We start from the raw sequence: 22,533 nt of genomic DNA, 5'->3' as shown, positions 1-22,533 counted from the left end.
CCTGGCGTGATCGCAGTAGCATGCCCCGGTGAGTGCGTCATGAGGCCGACCATCGCCGCCGACACCCTGCGTGACACCCTGACGCAGTACCTCACCACCACCTTCGGGCTCAGTGAGGACCGGGTGCGCGACGGGCTGCAGCGCTTCCTGACCCACCCCGAGCACGGCATCTTTCGTGGCCCGTACCTGCGGATTCGCACCCCGTTCCGACCCGCCACGGGTGACTGGCGCGCGGACCTGGACTGGGCGCCTGCCGACTTCACGCCCTACCTGCACCAGGCCCGGGCGTTCGCCCGGCTCGCCACCAGGGACGGCCCGGCGCAGCCGACGCTGATCACCACCGGCACCGGATCCGGCAAGACCGAGTCGTTCCTGATCCCGGTGCTCGACCACTGCCGTCGGCGACGGGCCGCCGGGCACGTCGGCGTCAAGGCGGTCCTGCTCTATCCGATGAACGCGTTGGCCACCGACCAGACCCAGCGTGTCAACGAGCTGCTGACCGACCCGGCGCTGGCCGGAGTGACCGCCGGGCTCTACATCGGTGACGTGGCAGCGGTCGAATACCCGCACGTGATGACCAGACGGTCGGAGATGCGCCGCACCCCACCGGACGTCCTGATCACCAACTACAAGATGCTCGACCTGCTGCTGCAACGCGCCGACGACCTGCCGCTGTGGGCAGGCGCCGACCCAGCGTACGTCGTCCTCGACGAGTTCCACACCTACGACGGCGCGCAGGGTACCGACGTGGCGATGCTGCTGCGGCGGCTCGCCGCCGCCCTCAACCTGGCCCGCCCGGACCGGCCACTCGGCCCAATCTGCCCCGTCGCCACCTCCGCCACCCTGGGCGAAGGTGGCGGCCGGGACGGCGGCACCGCGATCCGCGGCGTCGCCGAGCAGGTCTTCGGCGTCGCCTTCGACGACACCTCGGTGATCGGCGAGGAACGCTACGACCCGGACGAGTTCGTCGCCGAGCAGGAGTACGGCCTGCCGCTGCCCAGCCCCGAGGAGCTGGCCGCGATCCGGGACAGCGACGGTGACGGTGGTCGGTCCGCCGCCGATGACGCCGCCGAGCTGCTGCTCGGTGAGCGCTGCGCCGCCGATCCGGCGCGGCTCGGCCGGCTGCTGCGCCGGCACCCGCTGACCCGGGCGGTGCTCCAGGCCATCGGACCCCGGCCGCGTACCCTCGCTGAGGTCATCGACGTGCTGCCGCGCAAGAGCGTCACCGGCTGGGGCGGCGCGCTGCGGACCCGTCCGGAGATCACCGCACGGGCGTTGGCCCGTTTCGTCGGGTTGCTGTCCCTGGCCCACAACCCGGACGACCCGACCCGGCCACTGCTGCACATCGAGACCCACCTGTGGGCGCGGTCGGTCTCCCGGCTGTTGCGCGCCGTCGCCCCACGACCCATGTTCGGCTGGTACGGCGAACCGCACCGCAGCCTCGAACTCGTCGGCTCCGAAGACCACGACGAGGTCGTCGCCGGTGCCCGCCACCAGCTGCTGCCCGCCATCTACTGCCGGCACTGCGGACGGTCCGGGTGGGCGGCCCTGTCGCCGGAGAAGGACCCGCACGAGCTGGACGACGACCCGGACAAGACCTACCGGGCCAGCGTGGGGCGGGACAAGCGCCGGGTCCGAGCCTTCATCGCCGCCACCGACGACGAGGTACGCCAACGGTCCCGCACCCTGCTGGTATTGGAGCACGGCCACCGGGTCCGCCCCTTCGACAGATTCCGCGACCGGGAGATGACCGACGACGCGGTGATCGTGCTCGGCGAGCTGACCAACGTCGAGGCGGCCGAGCGGGACCGCTGCCCGTCCTGCGGGCTCGACCACGGCATCCGGTTCCTCGGTGCCGGCCTGGCCACCCTGGCCTCGGTGGCGATCACCCAGCTGTTCACCAGCGGCGAGTTGGCGGCGCAGGAACGCAGGACGCTGCTGTTCAACGACTCCGTGCAGGACGCGGCGCACCGGGCCGGCTTCGTCGCCAGCCGCTCCTACGGCTTCTCCCTGCGTACGCTGCTCGCCGCCCAGCTGACGGCCGGCGAGCCGGTCGGGCTCGACGACCTGCTCGCCGGCATGGTCGCCGCCGCCACCGATCCGCAGACCCTGGCCAGCGTCGTCCCGCCCGACCTGCACGACCAACCCGGCGTCGATGGGCTGCTCGCCGGGGAACACACCGGCGACCGGGAAACCTGGACGTTGATCGCCGAACGGCTCGTCTTCGCCGCGATCATGGAGACCGGGTTGCGGGCCCGGCAGGGCCGCACCCTGGAGTTGACCCGCAGCGTCGCCGTCGAGGTCGCCCTCGACGACCCGGCCTGCGCGGCGGCGCTCTGCCGCGACGTGCACCTCACCGACCCCGGGCAGCTCACCGATCCGCCCGATGACGCCCGTTACCTGGCCTTTCTACGTGGCCTGCTGGAGCGGCTGCGCAGCAGGGGAGCGGTCTACCACGAGTGGCTGCGGCCGTACCTCAAGCGGGGCGGCACCCGCTGGCAGATCTGGGGCGGCCGCCCGCCCGGCCTGCCGGCGTTCCCCCGGGGACTGTCCGCACCGGCGTTCCTGCTCGCCAGCCCGCAGTCCCGCTCCGAGTTCGACGCGATCACCGCGAAGGGCAACTGGTACCAGGACTGGGCGATCCGCTGCCTCGGTCTGGAGCCGACCGACGCCGCCGGCTACCTGAGCCGGCTGCTGCCCGCGCTCGCCGCCGCCCAGATCGTCGCCGCCGGCAGCACCGAGGGCGGCAACACCGTCTACGGGCTGCTCCCTGGCCACCTGCGGGTCACCCGGCTGGACGACGACGCGGCCGTCGCCGCCGGAATCGGCTGCGACACCTGCCACTGGCAGCAGACCGAACACCCGGATCGGGTGGTCGACTGGGTCGGCCAGCCGTGCCGGCAGTACCGCTGCTCCGGCCGGCTGCGCCCGGCCCTGGACGGCACCGCCCCAGACGACTACTACCGCCGGCTCTACCTGCACCGGCCGGTGTTCCGGGTGGTGACCGGTGAGCACACCGGCATGCTGACCCGGGCGCAGCGGGAAACCGTCGAGCGGCAGTTCCGCGACGGCGTGCGCTACACCGACCCGAACGTGCTGGCCTGCACACCCACGCTGGAGCTGGGTATCGACATCGGGGCGTTGTCGGCGGTGGTGCTGGCGTCACTGCCGCGTGGCCCGGCCAACTACGTGCAACGCGCCGGGCGGGCCGGTCGCCGCAGCGGCAACGCCCTGGTGCTGACCCTGCTCGGCCGCAAGGAACGGGACCGCTACTACCTCACCTCACCGCGCGACATGATCGCCGGGCAGATCGTGCCGCCGGGCTGTTTCCTGTCCGCGGTGGAGATCCTGCGTCGGCAGTACCTCGCCCACCTGATCGATCTCGCCGCCCGTGACCAGGTGCCCGGGCTGACGCAGCCGCTGCCGCGCCGCGCCCATCTGCTGTTCGGCCCGACCGGCTGGCTGACCGGGCTGGCCGACGCCGCCCGCCGGGACGCCAGCCGGCTCGTCGAAGGATTCCTCGCGCTCTTCGGCGACCGGGTGCTGCCGACCGCTGCCGAGGAGCTACGTGACTTCGCCCGGGGCGGCATCAGCGACCGGGTGGCCGAGGCCGAACAGTCCTGGGACGACCGGCTGTCCGACCTGCGCCGTCGCCTCGACGAAATACGGCAGACCCGCGGCACGCTGGTGAGGACCGACCCGGGCCACGCCCGTGAGCTGAAACAGCTGAGATCCGAGGCGAAAGCCGTCCGTAACCGGATGAACGAGATCAACTCGGCTGCCGCGCACGGTGCCATGGTCGAGCTCGGGCTGCTGCCCAACTACGCCCTCATCGACACCCGTACCGCGCTGGAAGCCACCCTCACCTGGGAGGAACGCAGCGGCGAGGGCGACCGTCGGTTCCGCAGCGAACTGCGGGAGTACGACCGACCGGCCCGCCAGGCACTGCGCGAACTCGCCCCCGGCAACAACTACTACGTACGCGGCTACCGGCACGAGATCTCCGGGCTCGACGTCGGCACCCCCGACCGGCCGGCGTACCGGCAGTGGCGGGTGTGCGCCCAGTGCGGCTACGTGCGCACCCACCTGGCGGCCGAGGACCTGAGCGCCTGCCCACGCTGCCTCGACCGGGGCATCGCCGACCACGGACGACTGTTCAACGTGCTGCGACCGGCCCGAGTGCTCAGCCGGGACAAACGCGACGACGCCCGGATCCGCGACGACAGCGACGACCGCGAACACCGGTACTACTCGACCACCGTCGCGGTCGACATCGACCCGGAGCAGATTGACTTTTCCTGGCGACACGCCCGCGACACGTTCGGCGTCGACTACAGTCGCCGGGCGGTGATCCGACACTTCAACCTCGGCGCTCAACGCTACGACCGGGCCACCGAGCTGTTCGCCGGCGACGAAGTACGGATCAACCACTTCCACACCTGCACCGCCTGCGGCGGCACCACAGTCGACGGCGAGCCTGCCACCAGTCAACAGGTCGCCGCCCACGACTCCGGCGTTACCGTCCCGCAGGGCGCCGAACACCACCGGCCGTGGTGCCCGCACCGGCGGACAGCAGCCGGGCCGACCAACCACGTCAGCCTGATCCTCGCCCACGAGCTGGAAACCGAGGCGCTGCGGATCCTCATCCCGGCGGTGACCGCCGCCGTGCGCGAGCGACTGGTCTCCTTCGCCGCCGCCATCCGACTCGGCATCGCCGCCCGGTACGGCGGCGACCCTGCCCACCTGCGGGTGGTGCTCGCCACGATGCCCGACACCGCGCCTCGCCGCACAGGTGAGGTCGGCAGCGGCGAGACCCGAAACTTCGTCGTCGTCTTCGACACCCAACCGCAGGGCACCGGATACCTGCACCGGCTGGCCCGCCCCGAGGAGTTCCGCTCGGTGCTGCGACTGGCCCGCGACCGGATCCTGAGCTGCGAATGCTGGCACGAGGGCCGGCCGGTCTGCCACCGCTGCCTGCTGCGCTACGCCCGCGACGACGAGTTCCCGCTGATGAGTCGGGCCGAAGCGCTCGGGATGCTGGAACGGCTGCTCGACGGCTGGCAGATCCGGGAAGGCACCCGGACCGACGAGATCTCCCTGATCGACCAAGTCGAGAGCGAGCTGGAGCTGCTGTTTCTCAACAAACTGCTGGACCGGCCCAAGCAACCCGACTCCAGGCTGCGCATCGAGCGCCGTACCGACCGGGCCGGGGCCCGGCTGGCGGATCTGACCTTCACCGACACGGACGGGCGACACGTCAGCCGCTGGCAGATGAAGCTGCAGAACACCATCCGTGGCACCCGCCCGGACGTGCACTTCAAACGCCTCGACGCGTCGTCACCGGACGTCGTCGTCTACCTCGACGGCTTCCGTTACCACGGGCAACCCCCGTACAACCGGTTGGCTGACGACGCTGACAAGCGGGCCCGGCTGCGCGACCACGACTACCTGGTCTTCGCCGCGACCTGGGAGGACGCACGTTCCTGGGGTGACGAGGGAGATTCGGGTCGCTGGTCGCCGTACGGCGGGGTCAGCCGGCGGAACGCGCGAGCGTCATACCAGGACGGCAGCGGTGACCCGGACGAGCTGGAACGCGCGGTCTGGGCCAACCCGATCGACCAGCTGATGCACTTCCTGGCCGACCCCGACCTGGACCGGTGGCGGCGTCGGGCGCAGGCGGTCGTCTTCGGGTTGTTCAAACAGGCCCGGGAGCACACCGTGGTGGATTCCGCCCGAGTCCCGGACGCCGTGATCGCCGCGCTACAAGACGAACCGTTGCCAGTGAAGACCGCCGGCCGGATCATCGTCGCGCGAGCCACCGACGACGACGGGTGCCCGGTGACGCTGCTCGCCGACACCCGCCATCAGCCGCCGGCCTGGTCGGCCTTGGTCGCCATCGACGACTCGGCTACCGGCGTCGGCGAACCGGGCCATCGGCGACGCTGGGGCAGTTGGCTCGCCTGGGGCAATGTGATTCAGTTCCTCGCCCTGGGCGACGGTGACGGCCGGCAACTGGCCCGCTCCGCGCTCGGTACCGCGTTCGACCCGGCGCTGCTGCCGGCCGCCGAACAGACCGGCGTCGCGCCGACCCACCGCGTGCCGCCGCTGGACGACGAGACAGCCACCTGGCTCGGGGTGGTCGCCGACCCGACACCACCGCAGGCGGCGCCGGACGACGTCGACACGCAATGGCAGGACGTGCTGCGCTACCTCGACCGCGACGAAACCACTCTGGACCGGCTCGCTCGGCAGTTGGCGAGCCACGGCCTGCCCGCTCCGGTCGTCGGTTACGAACTGGGCGACCAGGGCTGGCAGGCCGAGCTCGCCTGGCCAGACAAGCGGATCGCCATCGTGCTGGCCGGGCCCGACGACGACCCCGAAATTGAGGGGCGTGACCAGGCGTACGCGGCGGACGGTTGGCACGCCCGACCGGCCCGGGACTGGTCGGTCGCCGACCTGGTGGAACGGATCGCAGCCAACGGCAAAGGAGAGGGATGACGAACACCAGGGCGGGTCTGCAGATGCTGGATCGGGCCGACAAGGAGGTCATGAAGCTCACCCGGGCCGACAAGGGCGCCGTATACGAGTTCATGCACAAGTTCCGCGATAACCCGGACAACCCGGGCCTGCATCTGAAGCCGCTGAATGGCGACTCCCGACTGATGTCGGCCCGGATCAGCCGGGAACTGCGGGCTCTGCTGCTGCATATCGAAAATCGCGAGTATCTTCTCGTCGCGGTGAAGCACCGGGGTGAGGTGTACGACAACCTCGACCGCTACGCGTACCGGATCAACCGCGTCACCGGCGGCATCGAGGTGGTCGACCTGACCCCGGTCGGCGACAGCATCGTCGGCCGGGTCCTGCCGCCTGAGCCCGAGCCTGAGCCCGCCAGCAAGGCGCTGTTCGACGCCTACACCGATGAGCAACTGGTCTCGCTCGGCGTCGCGGAGCCGCTGCTGCCGCAGATCCGTGCACTCGCCACCGAAACCGACCTGCTCGGGCTGATCGACCGGGCCCCACAGCTCACCGTCGACGTGCTGCTCGCCCTGTTCGACGGCCGGCCGATCGACGAAGTGCGCGAGTACATCACCGAACCGGTACGGGTCCAGGAGTCGGTGGACCCGGAGGACTTCACCGCCGCGCTGCAGCGACCCGCCACCCAGGTATCCTCCGACGACGAGGCCCTCCAGGCCATGCTCGACCTGCCCTTCGAGCGGTGGCAGGTCTTCCTTCACCCCGCCCAGCGCGAGCTCGCCGAGAAGAGCTTCCGCGGCCCGGCCCGGGTCGGCGGCGGACCGGGCACGGGCAAGACGATCGTCGCCCTGCACCGAGTCGCCCACCTGGTCAGGCAGCTCCCCCCAGGCATCGACAAGCCGGTCCTGCTCACCACTTTCAACCGCAATCTCGCCGCTGACCTGCGCACCCGGCTACTGGCGCTGGGCGGTGAGAAGCTTGTCGAGCGGGTTGACATCGTCAACATCGACCGGCTGGCGGGCCGGGTGGTCGCCGAGGCCAACGGTGGCGGGAGCCGGCGGATCGTCGACGACGACCGAGTGCTGCGGCTGTGGGAGCAGTACCTGGCCGAGACCGGCACCACGGACTGGGACGCCGAGTTCCTGGCCGCCGAGTGGAACCATGTCATCCTCGGGCAGGTGCTCGCCTCGCGTACCGACTACTTCCGGGCTCGCCGCCCCAACCGGGGTCGCAGTCTGAGCCGGGCGGAGCGGGACCGGATCTGGCAGATCACCGAACGGTTCGTCAGCTGGCTGGACGGCCAGGGTCTGTGGACCTGGCGGCAGGTCGCCCAGCGGGCGGCGCGGCTGGAGATGGACCGGGTCGCCCTCGCCAACTCCGCCAGCGACTCGTCAGGCGGCTTTCACCGGCCCAGGTACCAGCATGTCGTCGTCGATGAGGCCCAGGATCTCAGCGCCGCGCACTGGAAGCTGCTGCGGGCGATGGTGGCATCCGGTCCCAACGACATGTTTCTAGCCGGTGACACACATCAGCGCATCTACGACAACCACGTCACGCTGGGCAGCCTCGGCATCAACATCCGGGGGCGTTCCCGCCGGTTGACACTCAGCTACCGCACCACCCGAGAGATCCTCGTCGACGCGCTGGAAATCATGACCGGCGAGGTCTACGACGACCTCGACGGGGGCGAGGAGACTCTCGCCGGGTACCGGTCAGTGCTGCGCGGTGCCCGACCGGTTCTGCAAGGTGCCGCCACCTGGGCCCAGGAGCGTGACCTGATCGCCGAGCAACTGCGTGACTGGGGAAGCCCCGAAGACGGCTCGGTCGCGGTCTGCGTACCAACCCAGGGAATGGCGGCCGAGGTAATGGCCCGGCTGGCGGCGGACGGCGTACCCGTCGGGGAGATTGGCCGGGACGGACCGAAGCGGCCCGACGGCGTCCACGTCGGGACCATGCACCGGTTCAAGGGCTTGGAGTACCAGCGGATGATCATCGCGGGGGTCAGCGACGGGCTGGTGCCCCGGCAGCGGATCAACCGGTACCGGGCCACCGACCCCAAGCGGTACCAGCGGGAACGGAAGCGCGACCGGTCGCTGCTATTCGTGGCGGCCACCCGCGCCCGTGATGAACTCGTCGTCTGCTGGCACGGCACACCGAGCCCGTTCCTCACCAGCCGACTTGTCCAGCGTAGGGCGACTGAAGACTAACGGGCGGCAGCGGAAGCCACCGGGGACCGGATCCGGCGGACCGCCATCTGGCGATCTCGCTCACAGACACCGACCCGGTGGACTGTGAGAGTGGGCGGGTGCGTTCACCAGCCCACCCCAAGCCGGCTGCGGCGGTGCCGCCGCGCCCAGCGGCGGCCGGGCCAGCGTCGGTGCCCTCGGCGGCCGGGGTCCTGCCGCCCTGGCCGGCGCTGGTCGTCGCCGGGGTCGGTGGGGTGGCGTCCGCGTCGCAGAGCGCGGTCACCGCCGAACTCGGCACCCGGATGGGCAGCGCACCGGTCGGCGCGATCATCAATAACATCGTCGGCTCGTCGCTGATCGCCCTCGGGCTGGCTCCGGCGGGCCGGCTCGCGGTCAGCGGTCCCCGGGTCGCCGGGGCGGTGCTCGGTGTCGTCGCGGTCGCGGTCGCCCAGCTCGGCCGCCCGGTCGGACAGCTGGCGGTCGGGCTGGTCGCCGTCGCGGTCGTCGCCGGACTCGCGGTCGCGGTGCAGTCGGCGCTCAACGGGCGGGTCGCCGCGGCCAGCTCCACCACCGCCGCCACGGTGGTCAACTTCGCTGTCGCCACCCCGTTCGTGCTGGGACGGCGGCGCTGCTCGGCGCGGTCGGCGCCGCGACGCGCGGCGGCTGGCCGGGGGAGTGGTTCCTCTACCTGGGCGGCCTGTTCGGGGTGCTGGTGATGATCGGCCTGCTGGTCGGGGTCCGGTCGGTGGGCGTGCTGCGGACCGGGCTGGCCGTACTCGGCGGGCAGCTCGTCTGCGCGCTGCTGATCGACGTGCTCGTCCCGGGCGGGCCCTCGACGGTGCCGGCATGCTGGTCGGCGCGGCACTGATCCTGCTCGCCGTCGTCGTGTCCGGTCGCGGCTCAACTCCTCGTACGGGTGACGCCGGTTCCTGAGGTGGATTCGGTGCTGGTGCGGGAAGGTATGGAGGATTCGGATTCCGACCGGCTGGAGGTTCCTCATGGCACTACTCGACACGACGACGTGGCACGGCATGATCTTCAGCGACGGCTGGACTGAGGCGGCCGGCGGCACCAGGGTCGTCACCTCACCGGCCACCCGGCAGGAGATCGGCCGGGTCGGTGTCGGCAACGCCGACGACGTGACGCGGGCCTGCGTCCGGGCCGCGCAGGCGCAGCGCGACTGGGCCGCCACCAGCTACCTGGAGCGGGCCGCCGTGCTGCGCCGGGCCGGTCAGCTGTTCGAGCAGTACGCCGACGACATCGGTGGCTGGTTGATCCGCGAGGCCGGGTCGGTGCCGCCGAAGGCCGAGGTGGAGACCACCACCGCCGCCCAGGAGTGCTACGAGGCGGCCACCCTGCCGTCGCACCCGACCGGTGAGATCCTGGCCAGCGGCCAGCCCCGGCTGAGTTTGGCGCGCCGGCTGCCGGTCGGAGTGGTCGGCGTCATCGCACCGTTCAACTTCCCGCTGATCCTGTCCATCCGGTCCATCGCGCCGGCCCTGGCGTTGGGCAACGCGGTGGTGTTCAAGCCCGATCCGCGTACGGCGGTCTGCGGCGGGGTGTCGATCGCCCGGATCTTCCAGGAGGCGGGCCTGCCCGACGGGCTGCTGCACGTGCTGCCCGGTGGGGCGGCCGTCGGCGAGGCGTTGATCGTCGACCCCCGGGTCCGGGTGGTCAGCTTCACCGGCTCCACTGCCGCCGGGCGCAAGGTGGGCGAGGCCGCCGCCCGCCATCTCAAGCGTGCCCACCTGGAGCTGGGCGGCAACTCGGCGTTGATCGTGCTCGACGACGCCGACCTGGATCTCGCCGCCTCGGCCGGCGCCTGGGGGTCGTTCCTGCACCAGGGGCAGATCTGCATGGCCACCGGCCGGCACCTGGTGCACGAGCGGATCGCCGACCGGTACGTCGAGCAGTTGGCGGCCAAGGCCGACCACCTGCCGGTCGGGGATCCGGCGGCGGCGCAGGTGGCGCTCGGCCCGATCATCGACGAGCATCAGCGGGACAAGATCCACTCGCTGGTCACGGCCAGCGTCGACGCCGGGGCCCGGTTGGCGGCCGGCGGTACCTACGACGAGCTGTTCTACCGGCCGACGGTGCTGGCCGACGCCAACCCGACCACCCCGGCGTTCGCTCAGGAGGTGTTCGGCCCGGTCGCGCCGGTGGCGACCTTCGCCGACCTGGACCAGGCGGTCGCGATGGCCGGCGACACCGAGTACGGCCTCTCGCTGGGCATCCTGAGCCGGAACGTGATGAAGGCGATGGCGCTGGCCGACCGGATCCCCAGCGGCATCGTGCACATCAACGACCAGACCGTCGACGACGAGGCGGTGGCGCCGTTCGGCGGCGTGGGCGCCTCCGGCACCGGCAGCCGGTTCGGTGGACCGGCCGCCAACATCGAGGCGTTCACCGAGACCCAGTGGCTCACCATGCAGGGCGGCATCAGCCGCTTCCCGTTCTGATCCCGGCTCGCGCGGGCCCGGGTTGACGCTACTGGGCGGGCGGTGCCACGATCAGGGCCGATGTTTACGTAAACATCGGCCCTGATCGTACGCCGAAGGAGGCCGTCCACCGTGCCAGGACTCAAGCCGGCCCGCCGACCCGGTGCCGCGCTGTGCGCCCTCGTCCTCGCCGCCAGTGTCGCGGCCGTCGGGGATCCCGCCACCGGAGTCGCCCGCGCCGGCACACCCGGTCCCGTCGCCGACGCCCCGGCCCCGGTGGTCACCGTCCGACCCGACCCGGCCTACCGGGGGCAGCAGTTCCAGGGCTGGGGCACCAGCCTGGTCTGGTTCGCCAACGCCACCGGCGGCTACCCCGACGAGATCCGTGACCGGCTCGCCGAACTGCTCTTCGGCGATGACGGGCTGAACCTCAACATCGCCCGGTACAACATCGGCGGCGGCAACGCCCCGGACGTGCCCGACTACCTGCGACCCGGCGGTGCCGTACCCGGCTGGTGGCAGGCCCCGGACGGCACCACCCGCGACGACCGCGACTGGTGGGACCCGGACGACCCGACGCACTGGAACTGGGCCGCCGACCCTGCGCAACGCTGGTGGGTCGACCGGATCAAAGCCGACGTCACCCACTGGGAGACGTTCAGCAACTCGCCACCGTGGTTCCAGACGATCAGCGGCTACGTCTCCGGCGGCTTCGACGCCACGGCCGACCAGATCCGCCCGGACACTGTTAACGACTTCGCCACCTATCTGGTGCGGGTCACCGAACACCTGGAGCGGTCCCACGGCATCGACGTCGCCACCATCGACCCGCTCAACGAACCGAACACGCCGTACTGGTCGACCCGGCTCGGCCCGGACGGCCAGCCGGTCGGTGGTCGCCAGGAGGGCGCCCACGCCGGTCCGACCAGCCAGCAGCAGGTGATCGAGGCGGTGGACGCCGCACTGCGGGCCGCCGGCAGCGACACCGTGATCTCGGCGATGGACGAGACCAACCCGGGCACCTTCCTGACCAACTGGCACGCCTACGGCACCGACGCACGCGACCGGATCGCGCAGCTCAACGTGCACACCTACGGCACCGGGCAGCGCACCGCCGTGCGCGACGTCGCCAAGGCCGAAGGTAAACCACTGTGGATGAGCGAGGTGGAGGGCTCGTACGGCAGCGGCGGGCAGGACTTCACCAGCATGCTGCCCGGTCTGGGCATCGCCCAGCACGTCGTCGACGATCTGCGGGAGCTGGAGCCGTCGGCCTGGGTGCTGTGGCAGCCGGTCGAGGACTACGACAACATGGCGCCCGGCGGCGAGTTTCCGCTCGGCTCCAACTGGGGCAGCATCCAGGTGCCGTTCGACTGCACCGCCGCCGACACACTGCAGACCTGCCCGATCTACACCAACACCAAGTTCGACACGCTGCGCAACTTCACCCACCACATCCGCCCCGGTGACCGGCTGATGGCCGTCGACGACCCGAACAGCGTCGCCGCCATCGCCACCGGCAAACGGGCCACCGTGGTGCACGTCAACGCGAGCACCGACGCCCGTACCGTGGCACTGGACCTGTCGGCGTTCCGCGTCGTCGCGCCCGACGCCACCGTCACTCCGGTCGTCACCAGCGCCGCCGGAGCGCTGCGCCCCGGCACCCCGGTGGCCGTCACCGACCGCACCGCCCGCCTCGACGTGCCGGCCCGGTCGGTGACCACCTTCCTGATCGACGGCGTCTCCGGCGTGCTGCTCGACGAGACCCTGATCCGGGACAACCACGTCTACCGGATCGACGGTGTGCCCAGCGGCCGGTCGCTCACCCCGGCCGGCGACGCGCCGGTCATCCGCACCGGCACGCCGCACGATCCCGCCCAACTGTGGCAGCTCACCCGGTTGACCGACGGCTTCGACAACCAGGCCCGGTACGCGGTCGGCACCGTCGACGGACAGCGCCGCCTCGCCGTCGTCGACGCCGCCGCCGCCGCGATCGTGCCGGCCGACGGCGAGCCCGCCCCGGCCGCCCAGTGGATGCTGTCCACCACCGGCGACGGGACGTACACCTTCGTCAACGTTGCCACCGGCCGGCTGCTCGACGTCAGCGGGCAGGCCACCCACGACGGGGCTGCGGTCTCCGTCTGGCTGCCGAACTCCGGCGCCAACCAGCGCTGGCGGATCCTCGACGAAAAGGTCGTCGGGCTGGAACCGGTCGACCTGTTCACCACGCCCGGCACCGCGCCGACGCTGCCGGCGACCGTCGTCGCGCTGCACCGCGACGGCCCCGGCGGCCCGCTCCCGGTGACCTGGCGCGACGTCGCCCCGGCGCGGTGGAAGCAGCCCGGTACCGTCCCCGTCACCGGTCGGGTCACCGACGCGCAGGGCCGCACCCACCTCGCCCGTGCCAGCGTCGTCGTCGACACGCTCACCGCCACCGAACCGGCCCGCGCGAAGGCGTTTGTCGGCGGCCGGCCGGACCTGCCGGCGACGGTCACCGCGCTGTCCAGCCAGGGCCTCGCCGTCGACCGCCCGGTGCGGTGGGACGCCGCGCCGCCCGGCGCGTTCGACCAGCCCGGGGTGGTCACCGTCACCGGCCGGGCCGACGCCGGCGACGGTGCGGAGCTGCCCGCTACGGTCCGGGTCCAGGTCACCCCGCCGGTCGAGGCGACGACCGCGGTCAGCGGCATCGACGCCACCTTCACCGAGCCGGGCTACTCGACCGTGGGTCTGACCAACGGCAACCGCACCGACAAGGCCTGGTCCAACTGGCGGCCGGGGGCCAAGAACCCCACCGACACGCTCACCGTGACCCTGCCCCGGGAACACTCCGTCGCCCGGGTGGCCGTGCACTTCTACCGCGACGGCTCGGACAGCTACGCCAGCAGTCTGCGGGCCCAGGTCCGCGACGCCCACGGTGACTGGGCCGACGCCGGCGGACCGGTGGACGTACCCACCGGCACCCCCACCGCGCCGGTGGTCGAGGTGCCGGTCACGGCCGTCACCGACGCGGTGCGGATCATCCTCACCGCGTACCCGGACCGGCACATCACCCTCAGTGAGATCGAGGTCGCCGTGGCGGTGCCGGGGACGTCCGCGCAGGCGGACGCCGCCGCGATCGCGCTCGACGGGGTACCGCTGGCCGGCTTCGATCCGGCGACGACGCGGTACGCCGTACCGGCCGGCCCGCAGCTGCCGCACGTCACCGCGACCGCCGTCGACCCGTACGCCGAGATCACGGTGACCCAGGCGGACGCGCAAGGCCGGGCCGCCACCGTGGAGGTCACCGGCGAGGACGGCACCCGGACCCGGACCTACCGGATCGACTTCACGTGACAACCCGAGCGGGCCGTCGCAGGCACCGTCGTGGCCGGCTGTCAGAGTGACCGGGTGACACCATCGGACCCCACGCCGGCCAGCAATCCGCCCCAGCGGACCCCGCGCCGCCTCGCCGGGGTGCTGCCGCCCTGGCTGGCGCTGGCCGTCGCCGGGCTCGGCGGGGTGGCGTCCGCGTCGCAGAGCGCGGTCAACGCTGAACTCGGTGCCCGGATGGGCAGCGCCGCCATCGGAGCGGTGGTCAACAACATCGGTGGATCGCTGCTGGTCGCCGTCGGGCTGCTGCTCCTGCCGTCGATGCGCGCCGGGTTGCGGACCCTGCGGGCCGCCCGGCTGCCCTGGTGGACCTACCTCGGCGGGGTCGGCGGGGCATTCTTCGTCACCGCCGCCGCCTACGCGGTGCCGGTGCTCGGGGTGGCGGTGCTGACCATCGCCCAGGTCGCCGGGAACAGCCTCGGCGGCCTGGCGGTGGATCGGGTCGGGCTGGCCCCGGCCGGCCGGCTCGCCGTCACCGGGCCCCGGCTGGTCGGGGCGCTGCTCGGCATCGGCGCGGTGGTGGTGGCCCAGGTCGGCCGGCCGGTCGGGCAGCTCGCGGTCGGGGTGATCGCGCTGGCGATGGCCGGCGGGCTGGCGGTGTCGGTCCAGTCGGCGCTCAACGGGCGGGTCTCGGCGGCCAGCACCACCGCAATGGGCACGGTGGCGAACTTCGTGGTCAGCACGCCGTTGGTGCTGGTCGCGGCCGGCCTGCTCGGTGGCTACCGGGCGGCGGCCGGCCGGGCGTGGCCGGGCGAGTGGTACCTCTACCTCGGTGGGCTGTTCGGCGTCTGCATCGTGGTGGCGCTGTTGGTCGGGGTCCGGTCGGTCGGGGTGCTGCGGACCGGGCTCGGAGTGGTCGCCGGTCAGCTCGTCGGGGCGCTGCTGATCGACGTCCTGGTCCCCGGCGGTCCCGGCGTCAGCCCGGGTCTGATCGCCGGTGCCGCGCTGATCATCGTCGCGGTGCTGGTGTCCGGCCGGGGTGCCCGCCGGTCCCGGCCGGTCGGCCGCGACGGTGCGGTGGCAGACTTTACCGGGTGGCAGACGAGCCGACCTACCCGACCGCCGAGTTGACCGGCCCGCTGGTGGTGCGTGCCCGCCGGCTGCGGGTGATGTGCTGGTCGCTGGCCGCCGCGCTGCTGCTGGTCTTCACCGCGGTCAGTTTCGGCCTGCAGGGGTCCACCGGCGCGAACATGGGCAGCTTCCAACGTGGCGACCAGGCCGCCATGATCGGTCTCGGCCTGGTGGGGGCGGCCGTGATCCTGCTGTTCACCCGGCCCCGGGTCGAAGCCGACGCCGACGGGGTACGGGTGCGCAACGTACTGCGCACCTACCAGCTGCCGTGGTCGCTGGTCACGGCGGTCCGCTTCGACCGGGACGCCGCCTGGGCCAGCCTGGAGTTGGCCGATGACGAGCTGGTGCCGGTGCTGGCGCTGCAGTCCGTCGACCGGGAGCACGCCGTCGAGGCGGTCCGGGCGTTGCGCCGGCTGCACGCTGCGGGCCGCGCGGCGACCACCGCCGGCTGACGCTGCGGGCCGACCGCCGTTGGCCGGCACCGGTTGTTGACACCGGACCGGGCGTACGGCTACGACCGGAGCCTGATAGGCTTGCCGCGTCGACCACGCTGCCCTCGACCGGCGGCGCCGGCGCGAGCCGGCAGCCGGGCGGAGGTAGTCGCGAAAGCGGAGCGCCTGCTCCCACCTGTACCGCGGACCATCATCCAGCGGGCGGGTCCGGTCTCCCGTTGGCGGTCCGTCCGCCACCGAGCCGACGCCGTCGACGGCGTCACCGACCGGTCGAGCAGGCCCTGGCATGTGCCAGGGCCTTCTGCTTTCCCGGGGCGTCCCCAACCGGGGGCCGGCCCGGGGTGCGACGGCACCACGGAGATTACCGACTCGAGGAGGCCCCATCAGCGTCGAACCACGCGTGAACGAGCAGATCCGGGCACGTGAGGTCCGACTGGTCGGCCCTGAGGGTGAGCAGGTGGGCATCGTCCCGCTGGAGCGCGCCCTGCAGCTGGCCGCGGACGTCGACCTGGACCTGGTTGAGGTTGCGCCGATGGCGCGCCCGCCGGTGTGCAAACTCATGGACTTCGGCAAGTTCAAGTACGAGAGCGCACTCAAGGCGCGCGAAGCGCGGCGTAACCAGCAGCAGACCGTCATCAAGGAAATGAAGCTCCGGCCCAAGATCGACCCGCACGACTACGAGACCAAAAAGGGTCACGTGGTGCGGTTCCTCAAGGCCGGAGACAAGGTCAAGGTCACGATCATGTTCCGGGGCCGGGAACAGAGCCGGCCGGAGCTGGGCTACCGGCTGCTGCGCCGGCTCGAATCGGAGATCTCCGACCTGGGGTACGTCGAGGCCGCACCGAAGCAGGACGGCCGGAACATGATCATGGTGTTGGCCCCGCACCGGGCCACCAAGGCCGCTGCGGCCGCCGCGACGGCGGCCCGGGGCGGCGGAGCCTCCCGGGACCGGGAATCCGGTGCCGTTGAGGCACCACCACCGGCCGCCACGGCCGGACCCGCCGGGAACACCGGCGAGTGACAGGGGAGAGACGCGACACATGCCAAAGATGAAGAGCCACACCGGTATGGGCAAGCGGGTCAAGGTGACCGGCCGTGGCAAGATCCTGGCCGAGCAGGCGGGGAAGCGCCACCTGCTGGAGGGCAAGTCCTCCACTCGGACCCGCCGGCTCACCGGCACCGTCGAGGTGTCGCCGGCCGACGTCAAGCGCATCAAGAAGCTGCTCGGCCGCTGACGCGCGCCACTGACCCGAAGGAGTAGGTGAAATGGCACGCGTCAAGCGGTCCGTCAACGCCCAGAAGAAGCGCCGTACCCTGCTGGAGGATGCCAGCGGCTACCGGGGCCAGCGGTCCCGGCTGTACCGCAAGGCTAAGGAGCAGGTGCTGCACTCGATGCAGTACGCCTACCGGGACCGCCGCGACCGCAAGGGCGACTTCCGGCAGCTGTGGATCACCCGGATCAACGCGGCGGCCCGCGCCAACGGGATGACCTACAACCGCCTCATCCAGGGCCTCAAGCTGGCCGGCGTCGAGGTCGACCGCAAGGTCCTCGCGGACCTGGCGGTCAACGACGCCACCGCGTTCGCCGCCCTGGTGGAGGTGGCCCGCACGGCGGTCGCCGCCGAAGGCACCGGCGGCGCGGCGGCCCAGGCCGCCTGAACCGGCGCGACCCTGACCCGCATATGGCACGAATCGAGGCGTCCGGCATGACCGCACCACGGCCAGCCGGGCGCCTCGACTGTGTCCCGGCCACCACCACCGGCGGGGCCGACGACCGGCAGCCGACGTTCACCACTCGTACCCCCCGGATCGTGGCCGCCCGGCGGCTGCACCGGCGCCGCGACCGCGACGCGACGCGGCGTTTCCTCGCCGAAGGCCCGCAGGCCGTCCGGGAGGCGCTCGCCGTGCCCGGCCTGGTCCGCGAGATGTTCGCCACCGCCGCCGGTCGTACCCGGCACACCGACCTGGCCGTCGCGGCGGCCAGCGCCGGCATCGACGTCTCCACCGTCGACGACGCGGCGCTCACCGCGCTGGCCGAGACCGTCAACCCGCAGGGCGTCGTCGCCGTCTGCGACCACCTCGACGTCACCCTCGGCGGCGCGCTGCGCCGCCGGCCCGCGCTGGCCGCCGTGCTGGTCGAGATCCGCGACCCGGGCAATGCCGGCACCGTGCTGCGCACCGCCGCCGGCGCCGGCGCCGGCGCCGTCGTCTTCGCCGGCGCCGCCGTCGACCCGTACAACGGCAAGTGCGTGCGGGCCAGCGCCGGCAGCCTGTTCCACGTTGACGTGGTCCGCCACGGCGACCCGGCACACGTCGTCAGCGAGCTGCGCGCCGCCGGCCTGCGGGTGCTCGCCACCACCGGCCACGGCGACACCGACCTCGACGACCTCGCCGATTCGGGCGCGCTGGCCGCGCCGACCGCCTGGCTGTTCGGCACCGAGGCGCACGGCCTGCCGGCCGAGCTGGCCGACCGGGCCGACGCCCGGGTCCGGGTGCCGCTGTACGGCCGCGCCGAGAGCTTGAACCTGGCTGCCGCCGCAGCCGTCTGCCTGTACACTTCGGCCAGAGCACAGCGCGCAGGAAGGCCCACGCGATGAGCGTCCGCAGCTACCCGGCGCGCGTCGACGACCAGCCGACGCGCCGCGACCGGCGGCCCGGCTGCGGTGTGCCACCTCATCGGCTGTTTACCCGGCCCGCCGGTTCCGGCGGGCGGCAGGGCTGACCGACCCTTCCTGCCTGCGCACCCTACCGGCGGGCTGCGGCAGCGCCGCGCGTCCGTAGACTCTTGCCGGTCATCGGCCCCGGTGACCGCACGCCGCGAGGGAGTGCCCGCACGTCATGACCTACCGCAACGACCCATACGATCCGAAGCAGGTCGCGCTGCTCGACCCGGCCGCGCTCACCGGTGCGGTCGCTGACGCCGAAGAGGCGTTCGCCGCCGCCGCCGACCTGGACGCGTTGACCGCGCTGCGACCCCAGCACCTCGGCGACCGCGCCCCGATCTCGCTGGCCCGCCGGGAAATCGGCGCGCTGCCGCCGGCCGCCAAGGCCGACGCCGGCAAGCGGGTCAACGAGGCGCGTACCGCGGTGCAGACCGCGTACGACGCCCGGCGCGGCGAACTCGAAGCCGAGCGGGCCCGGCGGGTGCTTGCCGAGGAACGCGTCGACGTCACCCTGCCGTACGACCGCCGCCCGCGCGGCGCCCGGCACCCGCTGACCACCCTGATGGAACGCATCGGTGAACTGTTCGTCGGGATGGGCTACGAGATCGCCGAAGGCCCCGAGGCCGAGCTGGAGTGGACCAACTTCGACGCGCTCAACATCAGCCCCGACCACCCGGCACGCGGGCTGATGGACACCTTCCACCTTGACCTGCCCGGCCTGGTGCTGCGTACCCACACCTCACCGGTGCAGGCCCGGACCATGCTGACCCGCACCCCGCCGATCTACGTGGTCTGCCCGGGGCGGGTCTACCGCACCGACGAACTCGACGCCACCCACACCCCGGTGTTCCACCAGGTCGAGGGGCTCGTCGTCGACCGGGGTATCACCATGGCGCACCTCAAGGGCACCCTGGACCACTTCGCCCGGGCGATGTTCGGCGCCGCCGCCCGGACCCGCTGGCGGCCGCACTACTTCCCGTTCACCGAGCCGTCCGCCGAGTTCGACGTCTGGTTCCCGCAGCACCGCGACGGGCCACGGTGGGTCGAATGGGGCGGCTGCGGCATGGTCAACCCCCGGGTACTGCGCGCCTGCGGCATCGACCCGGAGGTCTACTCCGGATTCGCGTTCGGTATGGGCATCGAACGCACCCTGATGTTCCGCCACGGCATCAGCGACATGCGCGACATGGTGGAAGGCGACGTGCGGTTCACCCGCGCGTTCGGGATGGAGGTCTGAGACATGCGGATCGCACTTTCCTGGCTGCGCGAACACGTCGACCTGCCGGCCGACCTGACACCACAGCAGCTCGAAGACGCCCTGGTCGGGCTCGGCCTGGAGGTCGAGTCCATCGTCGACCTGGCCGGCACCGTCACCGGCTCCCTCGTCGTCGGCGAGGTCCGCGAAATCGAGGAACTCACCGGCTTCAAGAAGCCGATCCGGTTCTGCCGGGTCGACGTGGGCACCGCCAACGGCACCGGTGAGCCGCAGGAGATCGTCTGCGGCGCCACCAACTTCGCCCCCGGCGACAAGGTCGTCGTCATCCTGCCCGGCGGGGTGCTGCCCGGCGGGTTCGCCATCGGTGCTCGCAAAACCTACGGGCGCAACTCCAACGGCATGATCTGCTCCGCCCGGGAGCTGGGCGTCAGCGACGACCACGCCGGCATCATCGTGCTGACCCCGGACGTCACCGCCGCGCCGGGCGACGACGCCCGGCCCGTCGTCGGCCTCGACGACGTCGTGGTCGAGGTCGAGATCACCCCCGACCGGGGGTACGCCATGTCGGTGCGCGGCATCGCCCGGGAACTCGCCCAGGCGCTCGGCGTACCGTGGCGGGACCCGGCCGCGATCGACGCACCCGGCGCCACCGACACCCCGGCCTACCCGGTCGAGGTCCGCGACACCGTCGGCTGCGACCGGTTCGCCGCCCGGATGGTCCGCGGCATCGACCCGACCGCGCCGACGCCGGCCTGGATGGCCCGCCGGCTGACCACCGCCGGGGTACGCAGCATCGGCCTCGCCGTCGACATCACCAACTACCTGATGCTCGAACTCGGCCAGCCGATGCATGCCTTCGACGCCGACCGGCTCGCCGGGCCGCTGGTGGTCCGTCGCGCCGTCGCGGGGGAGAGGCTGACCACCCTGGACGGGGTGGCCCGGGTTCTCGACGCCGAGGACATGGTGATCTGCGACGACACCGGACCGATCTCGCTCGCCGCGGTGATGGGCGGCGAGACCAGCGAGGTGGTGCCCGGCACCCGCGACGTGCTGTTCGAGGCCGCGCACTGGGATCCGGTGATGGTCGGGCGTACCGCCCGTCGGCACAAGCTGTTCAGCGAGGCCGCCAAACGGTGGGAACGCGGCGTCGACCCGGCGCTGCCGCTGGTCGCCATCGACCGCGCCGTCGCACTGCTCACCGAACACGCCGGCGGCTCCGCCGGCGCGGAGATTCTTGACATCGACCACGTCGCCCCGCCGGCCCCGATCGTCCTCGACGCCGGGCTGCCCAGCCGCCGGGTCGGGGTGGCGTACCCGCCGCAGCGGGTAGTCGACCTGCTGGAGGCGGTCGGCTGCACCGTCGCCACCGGGTTGACCGCCGGGGCGGCCAGCGCCAGCGTCGTCGCCACCGGCGTGGCCACCGCCACCTCGGCGGCGTCGGCAGCCGACGACGGTACGGCGCCGCTGGTCGTCGGCCCGCCGAGCTGGCGGCCCGACCTGACCGACCCGGCCGACCTGGTCGAAGAGGTGGTCCGGCTCGACGGCTACGACAACGTGCCGAGCGCCCTGCCGCCCGCCCCGGCCGGCCGGGGGCTCACCGCCGGCCAACGCCGCCGCCGGTCGGTGGCGCGGGCGCTGGCCGAGACCGGTCACGTCGAGGCGCTCTGCTACCCGTTCGTCTCCCCGCAGGTCGCCGACGACCTGGGGCTGCCCGCCGACGACCCGCGCCGCGACGCGGTCCGGCTGGCCAACCCGCTGGCTGACACCGACCCGCTGCTGCGGACCAGCCTGCTGCCGCCGTTGCTGGCGACGCTGCGGCGCAACATCGGCCGGGGTCAGCGCGACGTCGCCCTCTACGAGATCGGCGTGGTGTTCAAACCCCGGCCGGGTGCCGCCGCACCGCCGCCGATGGGGGTCGACGACCGCCCCGCCGACGAGGTGTTCGCGGCCGCCGACGCCGCTGTACCGCACCAGCCGTGGCACGTGGCGGTGGTGCTCGCCGGTGACGTCTCCCCGGGCGGCTGGTGGGGCGCCGGCCGGCCGGCCAGCTGGGCCGACGCCGTCGAGGCCGGCCGGGTCGTGCTCGACGCCGCCGGTGTCCCGGCCGACCGGGTCGAGGTCCGCGCCGGCGAGTACGCGCCCTGGCATCCCGGCCGCTGCGCCGAACTGCTCGTCGACGGGGTGGTGGTCGGCCACGCCGGGGAGCTGCACCCGGCGGCGGTCGCCGCGCTGGAACTGCCCCGGCGTACCTGTGCGATGGAGCTGGATCTGGACGCGGTGCCGCCGGCCCCGGTCGTGCCGGCACCGGACTTCTCCAGCTTCCCACCGGCGTTGATCGACGTGGCGCTGGTCGTCGACGAGGCCACCCCGGCAGCGCAGGTCCGCGCCGCGCTGGTGGCCGGTGCCGGCGAGCTGCTCGAATCGGTCCGGCTCTTCGACGTGTACGCCGGCGAGCAAGTTGGCGCCGGGCGCAGGTCACTGGCGTACAAGTTGGTGTTCCGCGCCCCGGACCGCACGCTGACCGTGGAGGAGGCGGTGGCGGCCCGCGACGCGGCGGTCGCCGAGGCCGCGTCACGGCTCGGGGCCACGCTGCGCGGCGCCTGACCCGACCGACACCGGGTCCCGGCGCCGGTCCGCCGTGACGACACGGCGGACCGGCGCCGGGAC

14 protein-coding genes are annotated in these 22,533 nt (G+C 72.6%); all 14 read left to right on the top strand.

What is annotated here, in order from left to right:
• Positions 1 to 39: 39 nt before the first annotated feature.
• The 14 genes from ACFHWU_RS05620 to ACFHWU_RS05555 all read left to right on the top strand — a co-directional run bounded on the left by ACFHWU_RS05620 (position 40) and on the right by ACFHWU_RS05555 (position 22,470).
• Positions 40 to 6,498 carry a DEAD/DEAH box helicase gene (locus ACFHWU_RS05620; RefSeq protein WP_416589960.1) on the top strand — a complete coding sequence of 2,153 codons (6,459 nt, stop codon included), beginning with the start codon at positions 40 to 42 and terminating at the stop codon, positions 6,496 to 6,498.
• A complete protein-coding gene (locus ACFHWU_RS05615; RefSeq protein WP_416589959.1) occupies positions 6,495 to 8,681 on the top strand; it encodes a UvrD-helicase domain-containing protein in 2,187 nt (728 codons plus the stop codon). Before ACFHWU_RS05620 ends, ACFHWU_RS05615 begins: the two co-directional genes overlap by 4 nt.
• 98 nt (positions 8,682 to 8,779) lie before the next feature.
• Entirely contained in the window at positions 8,780 to 9,376 is a 597-nt protein-coding gene (locus ACFHWU_RS05610) for a hypothetical protein (RefSeq protein WP_416589958.1), read from the top strand.
• The gene (locus ACFHWU_RS05605; RefSeq protein WP_416589957.1) at positions 9,376 to 9,528 is read left to right on the top strand and encodes a hypothetical protein; all 153 of its coding nucleotides are present in this window, start codon (positions 9,376 to 9,378) and stop codon (positions 9,526 to 9,528) included. Before ACFHWU_RS05610 ends, ACFHWU_RS05605 begins: the two co-directional genes overlap by 1 nt.
• Positions 9,529 to 9,658: 130 nt before the next feature.
• Positions 9,659 to 11,119 (top strand): benzaldehyde dehydrogenase, encoded by a 1,461-nt coding sequence (locus ACFHWU_RS05600; RefSeq protein WP_416589956.1) that lies wholly within the window; start codon positions 9,659 to 9,661, stop codon positions 11,117 to 11,119.
• A gap of 111 nt (positions 11,120 to 11,230) precedes the next feature.
• Positions 11,231 to 14,428: an Ig-like domain-containing protein gene (locus ACFHWU_RS05595; RefSeq protein ID WP_416589955.1), complete on the top strand. Its 3,198-nt coding sequence runs from the start codon at positions 11,231 to 11,233 to the stop codon at positions 14,426 to 14,428.
• Positions 14,429 to 14,482: 54 nt separating this feature from the next.
• Positions 14,483 to 15,535, top strand: coding sequence for a DMT family transporter (locus tag ACFHWU_RS05590; RefSeq protein ID WP_416589954.1), 1,053 nt, complete (start codon positions 14,483 to 14,485; stop codon positions 15,533 to 15,535).
• A gap of 38 nt (positions 15,536 to 15,573) precedes the next feature.
• Positions 15,574 to 15,987: a PH domain-containing protein gene (locus ACFHWU_RS05585; protein WP_416590087.1), complete on the top strand. Its 414-nt coding sequence runs from the start codon at positions 15,574 to 15,576 to the stop codon at positions 15,985 to 15,987.
• Between the two features lie 400 nt (positions 15,988 to 16,387).
• A complete protein-coding gene (gene infC / locus ACFHWU_RS05580; protein WP_123601270.1) occupies positions 16,388 to 17,008 on the top strand; it encodes a translation initiation factor IF-3 in 621 nt (206 codons plus the stop codon).
• Positions 17,009 to 17,027: 19 nt separating this feature from the next.
• A complete protein-coding gene (gene rpmI, locus ACFHWU_RS05575) occupies positions 17,028 to 17,222 on the top strand; it encodes a 50S ribosomal protein L35 (RefSeq protein WP_416557062.1) in 195 nt (64 codons plus the stop codon).
• Positions 17,223 to 17,253: 31 nt separating this feature from the next.
• Positions 17,254 to 17,646 carry a 50S ribosomal protein L20 gene (gene rplT / locus ACFHWU_RS05570; RefSeq protein WP_123601272.1) on the top strand — a complete coding sequence of 131 codons (393 nt, stop codon included), beginning with the start codon at positions 17,254 to 17,256 and terminating at the stop codon, positions 17,644 to 17,646.
• 47 nt (positions 17,647 to 17,693) lie between these two features.
• The gene (locus ACFHWU_RS05565) at positions 17,694 to 18,584 is read left to right on the top strand and encodes a TrmH family RNA methyltransferase (protein ID WP_416589953.1); all 891 of its coding nucleotides are present in this window, start codon (positions 17,694 to 17,696) and stop codon (positions 18,582 to 18,584) included.
• Positions 18,585 to 18,825: 241 nt separating this feature from the next.
• Positions 18,826 to 19,887, top strand: coding sequence for a phenylalanine--tRNA ligase subunit alpha (locus ACFHWU_RS05560; protein WP_416557060.1), 1,062 nt, complete (start codon positions 18,826 to 18,828; stop codon positions 19,885 to 19,887).
• A gap of 3 nt (positions 19,888 to 19,890) precedes the next feature.
• Positions 19,891 to 22,470, top strand: coding sequence for a phenylalanine--tRNA ligase subunit beta (locus ACFHWU_RS05555; RefSeq protein ID WP_416589952.1), 2,580 nt, complete (start codon positions 19,891 to 19,893; stop codon positions 22,468 to 22,470).
• The last annotated feature ends 63 nt before the right edge of the window (positions 22,471 to 22,533 follow it).

The organism is Micromonospora sp. LOL_015 (assembly GCF_048060275.1).
Lineage (GTDB): Bacteria > Actinomycetota > Actinomycetes > Mycobacteriales > Micromonosporaceae > Micromonospora_E.
The sequence above is the reverse complement of the archived record's forward strand: the minus strand, read 5'-3'. Positions and strand labels throughout refer to the sequence as shown.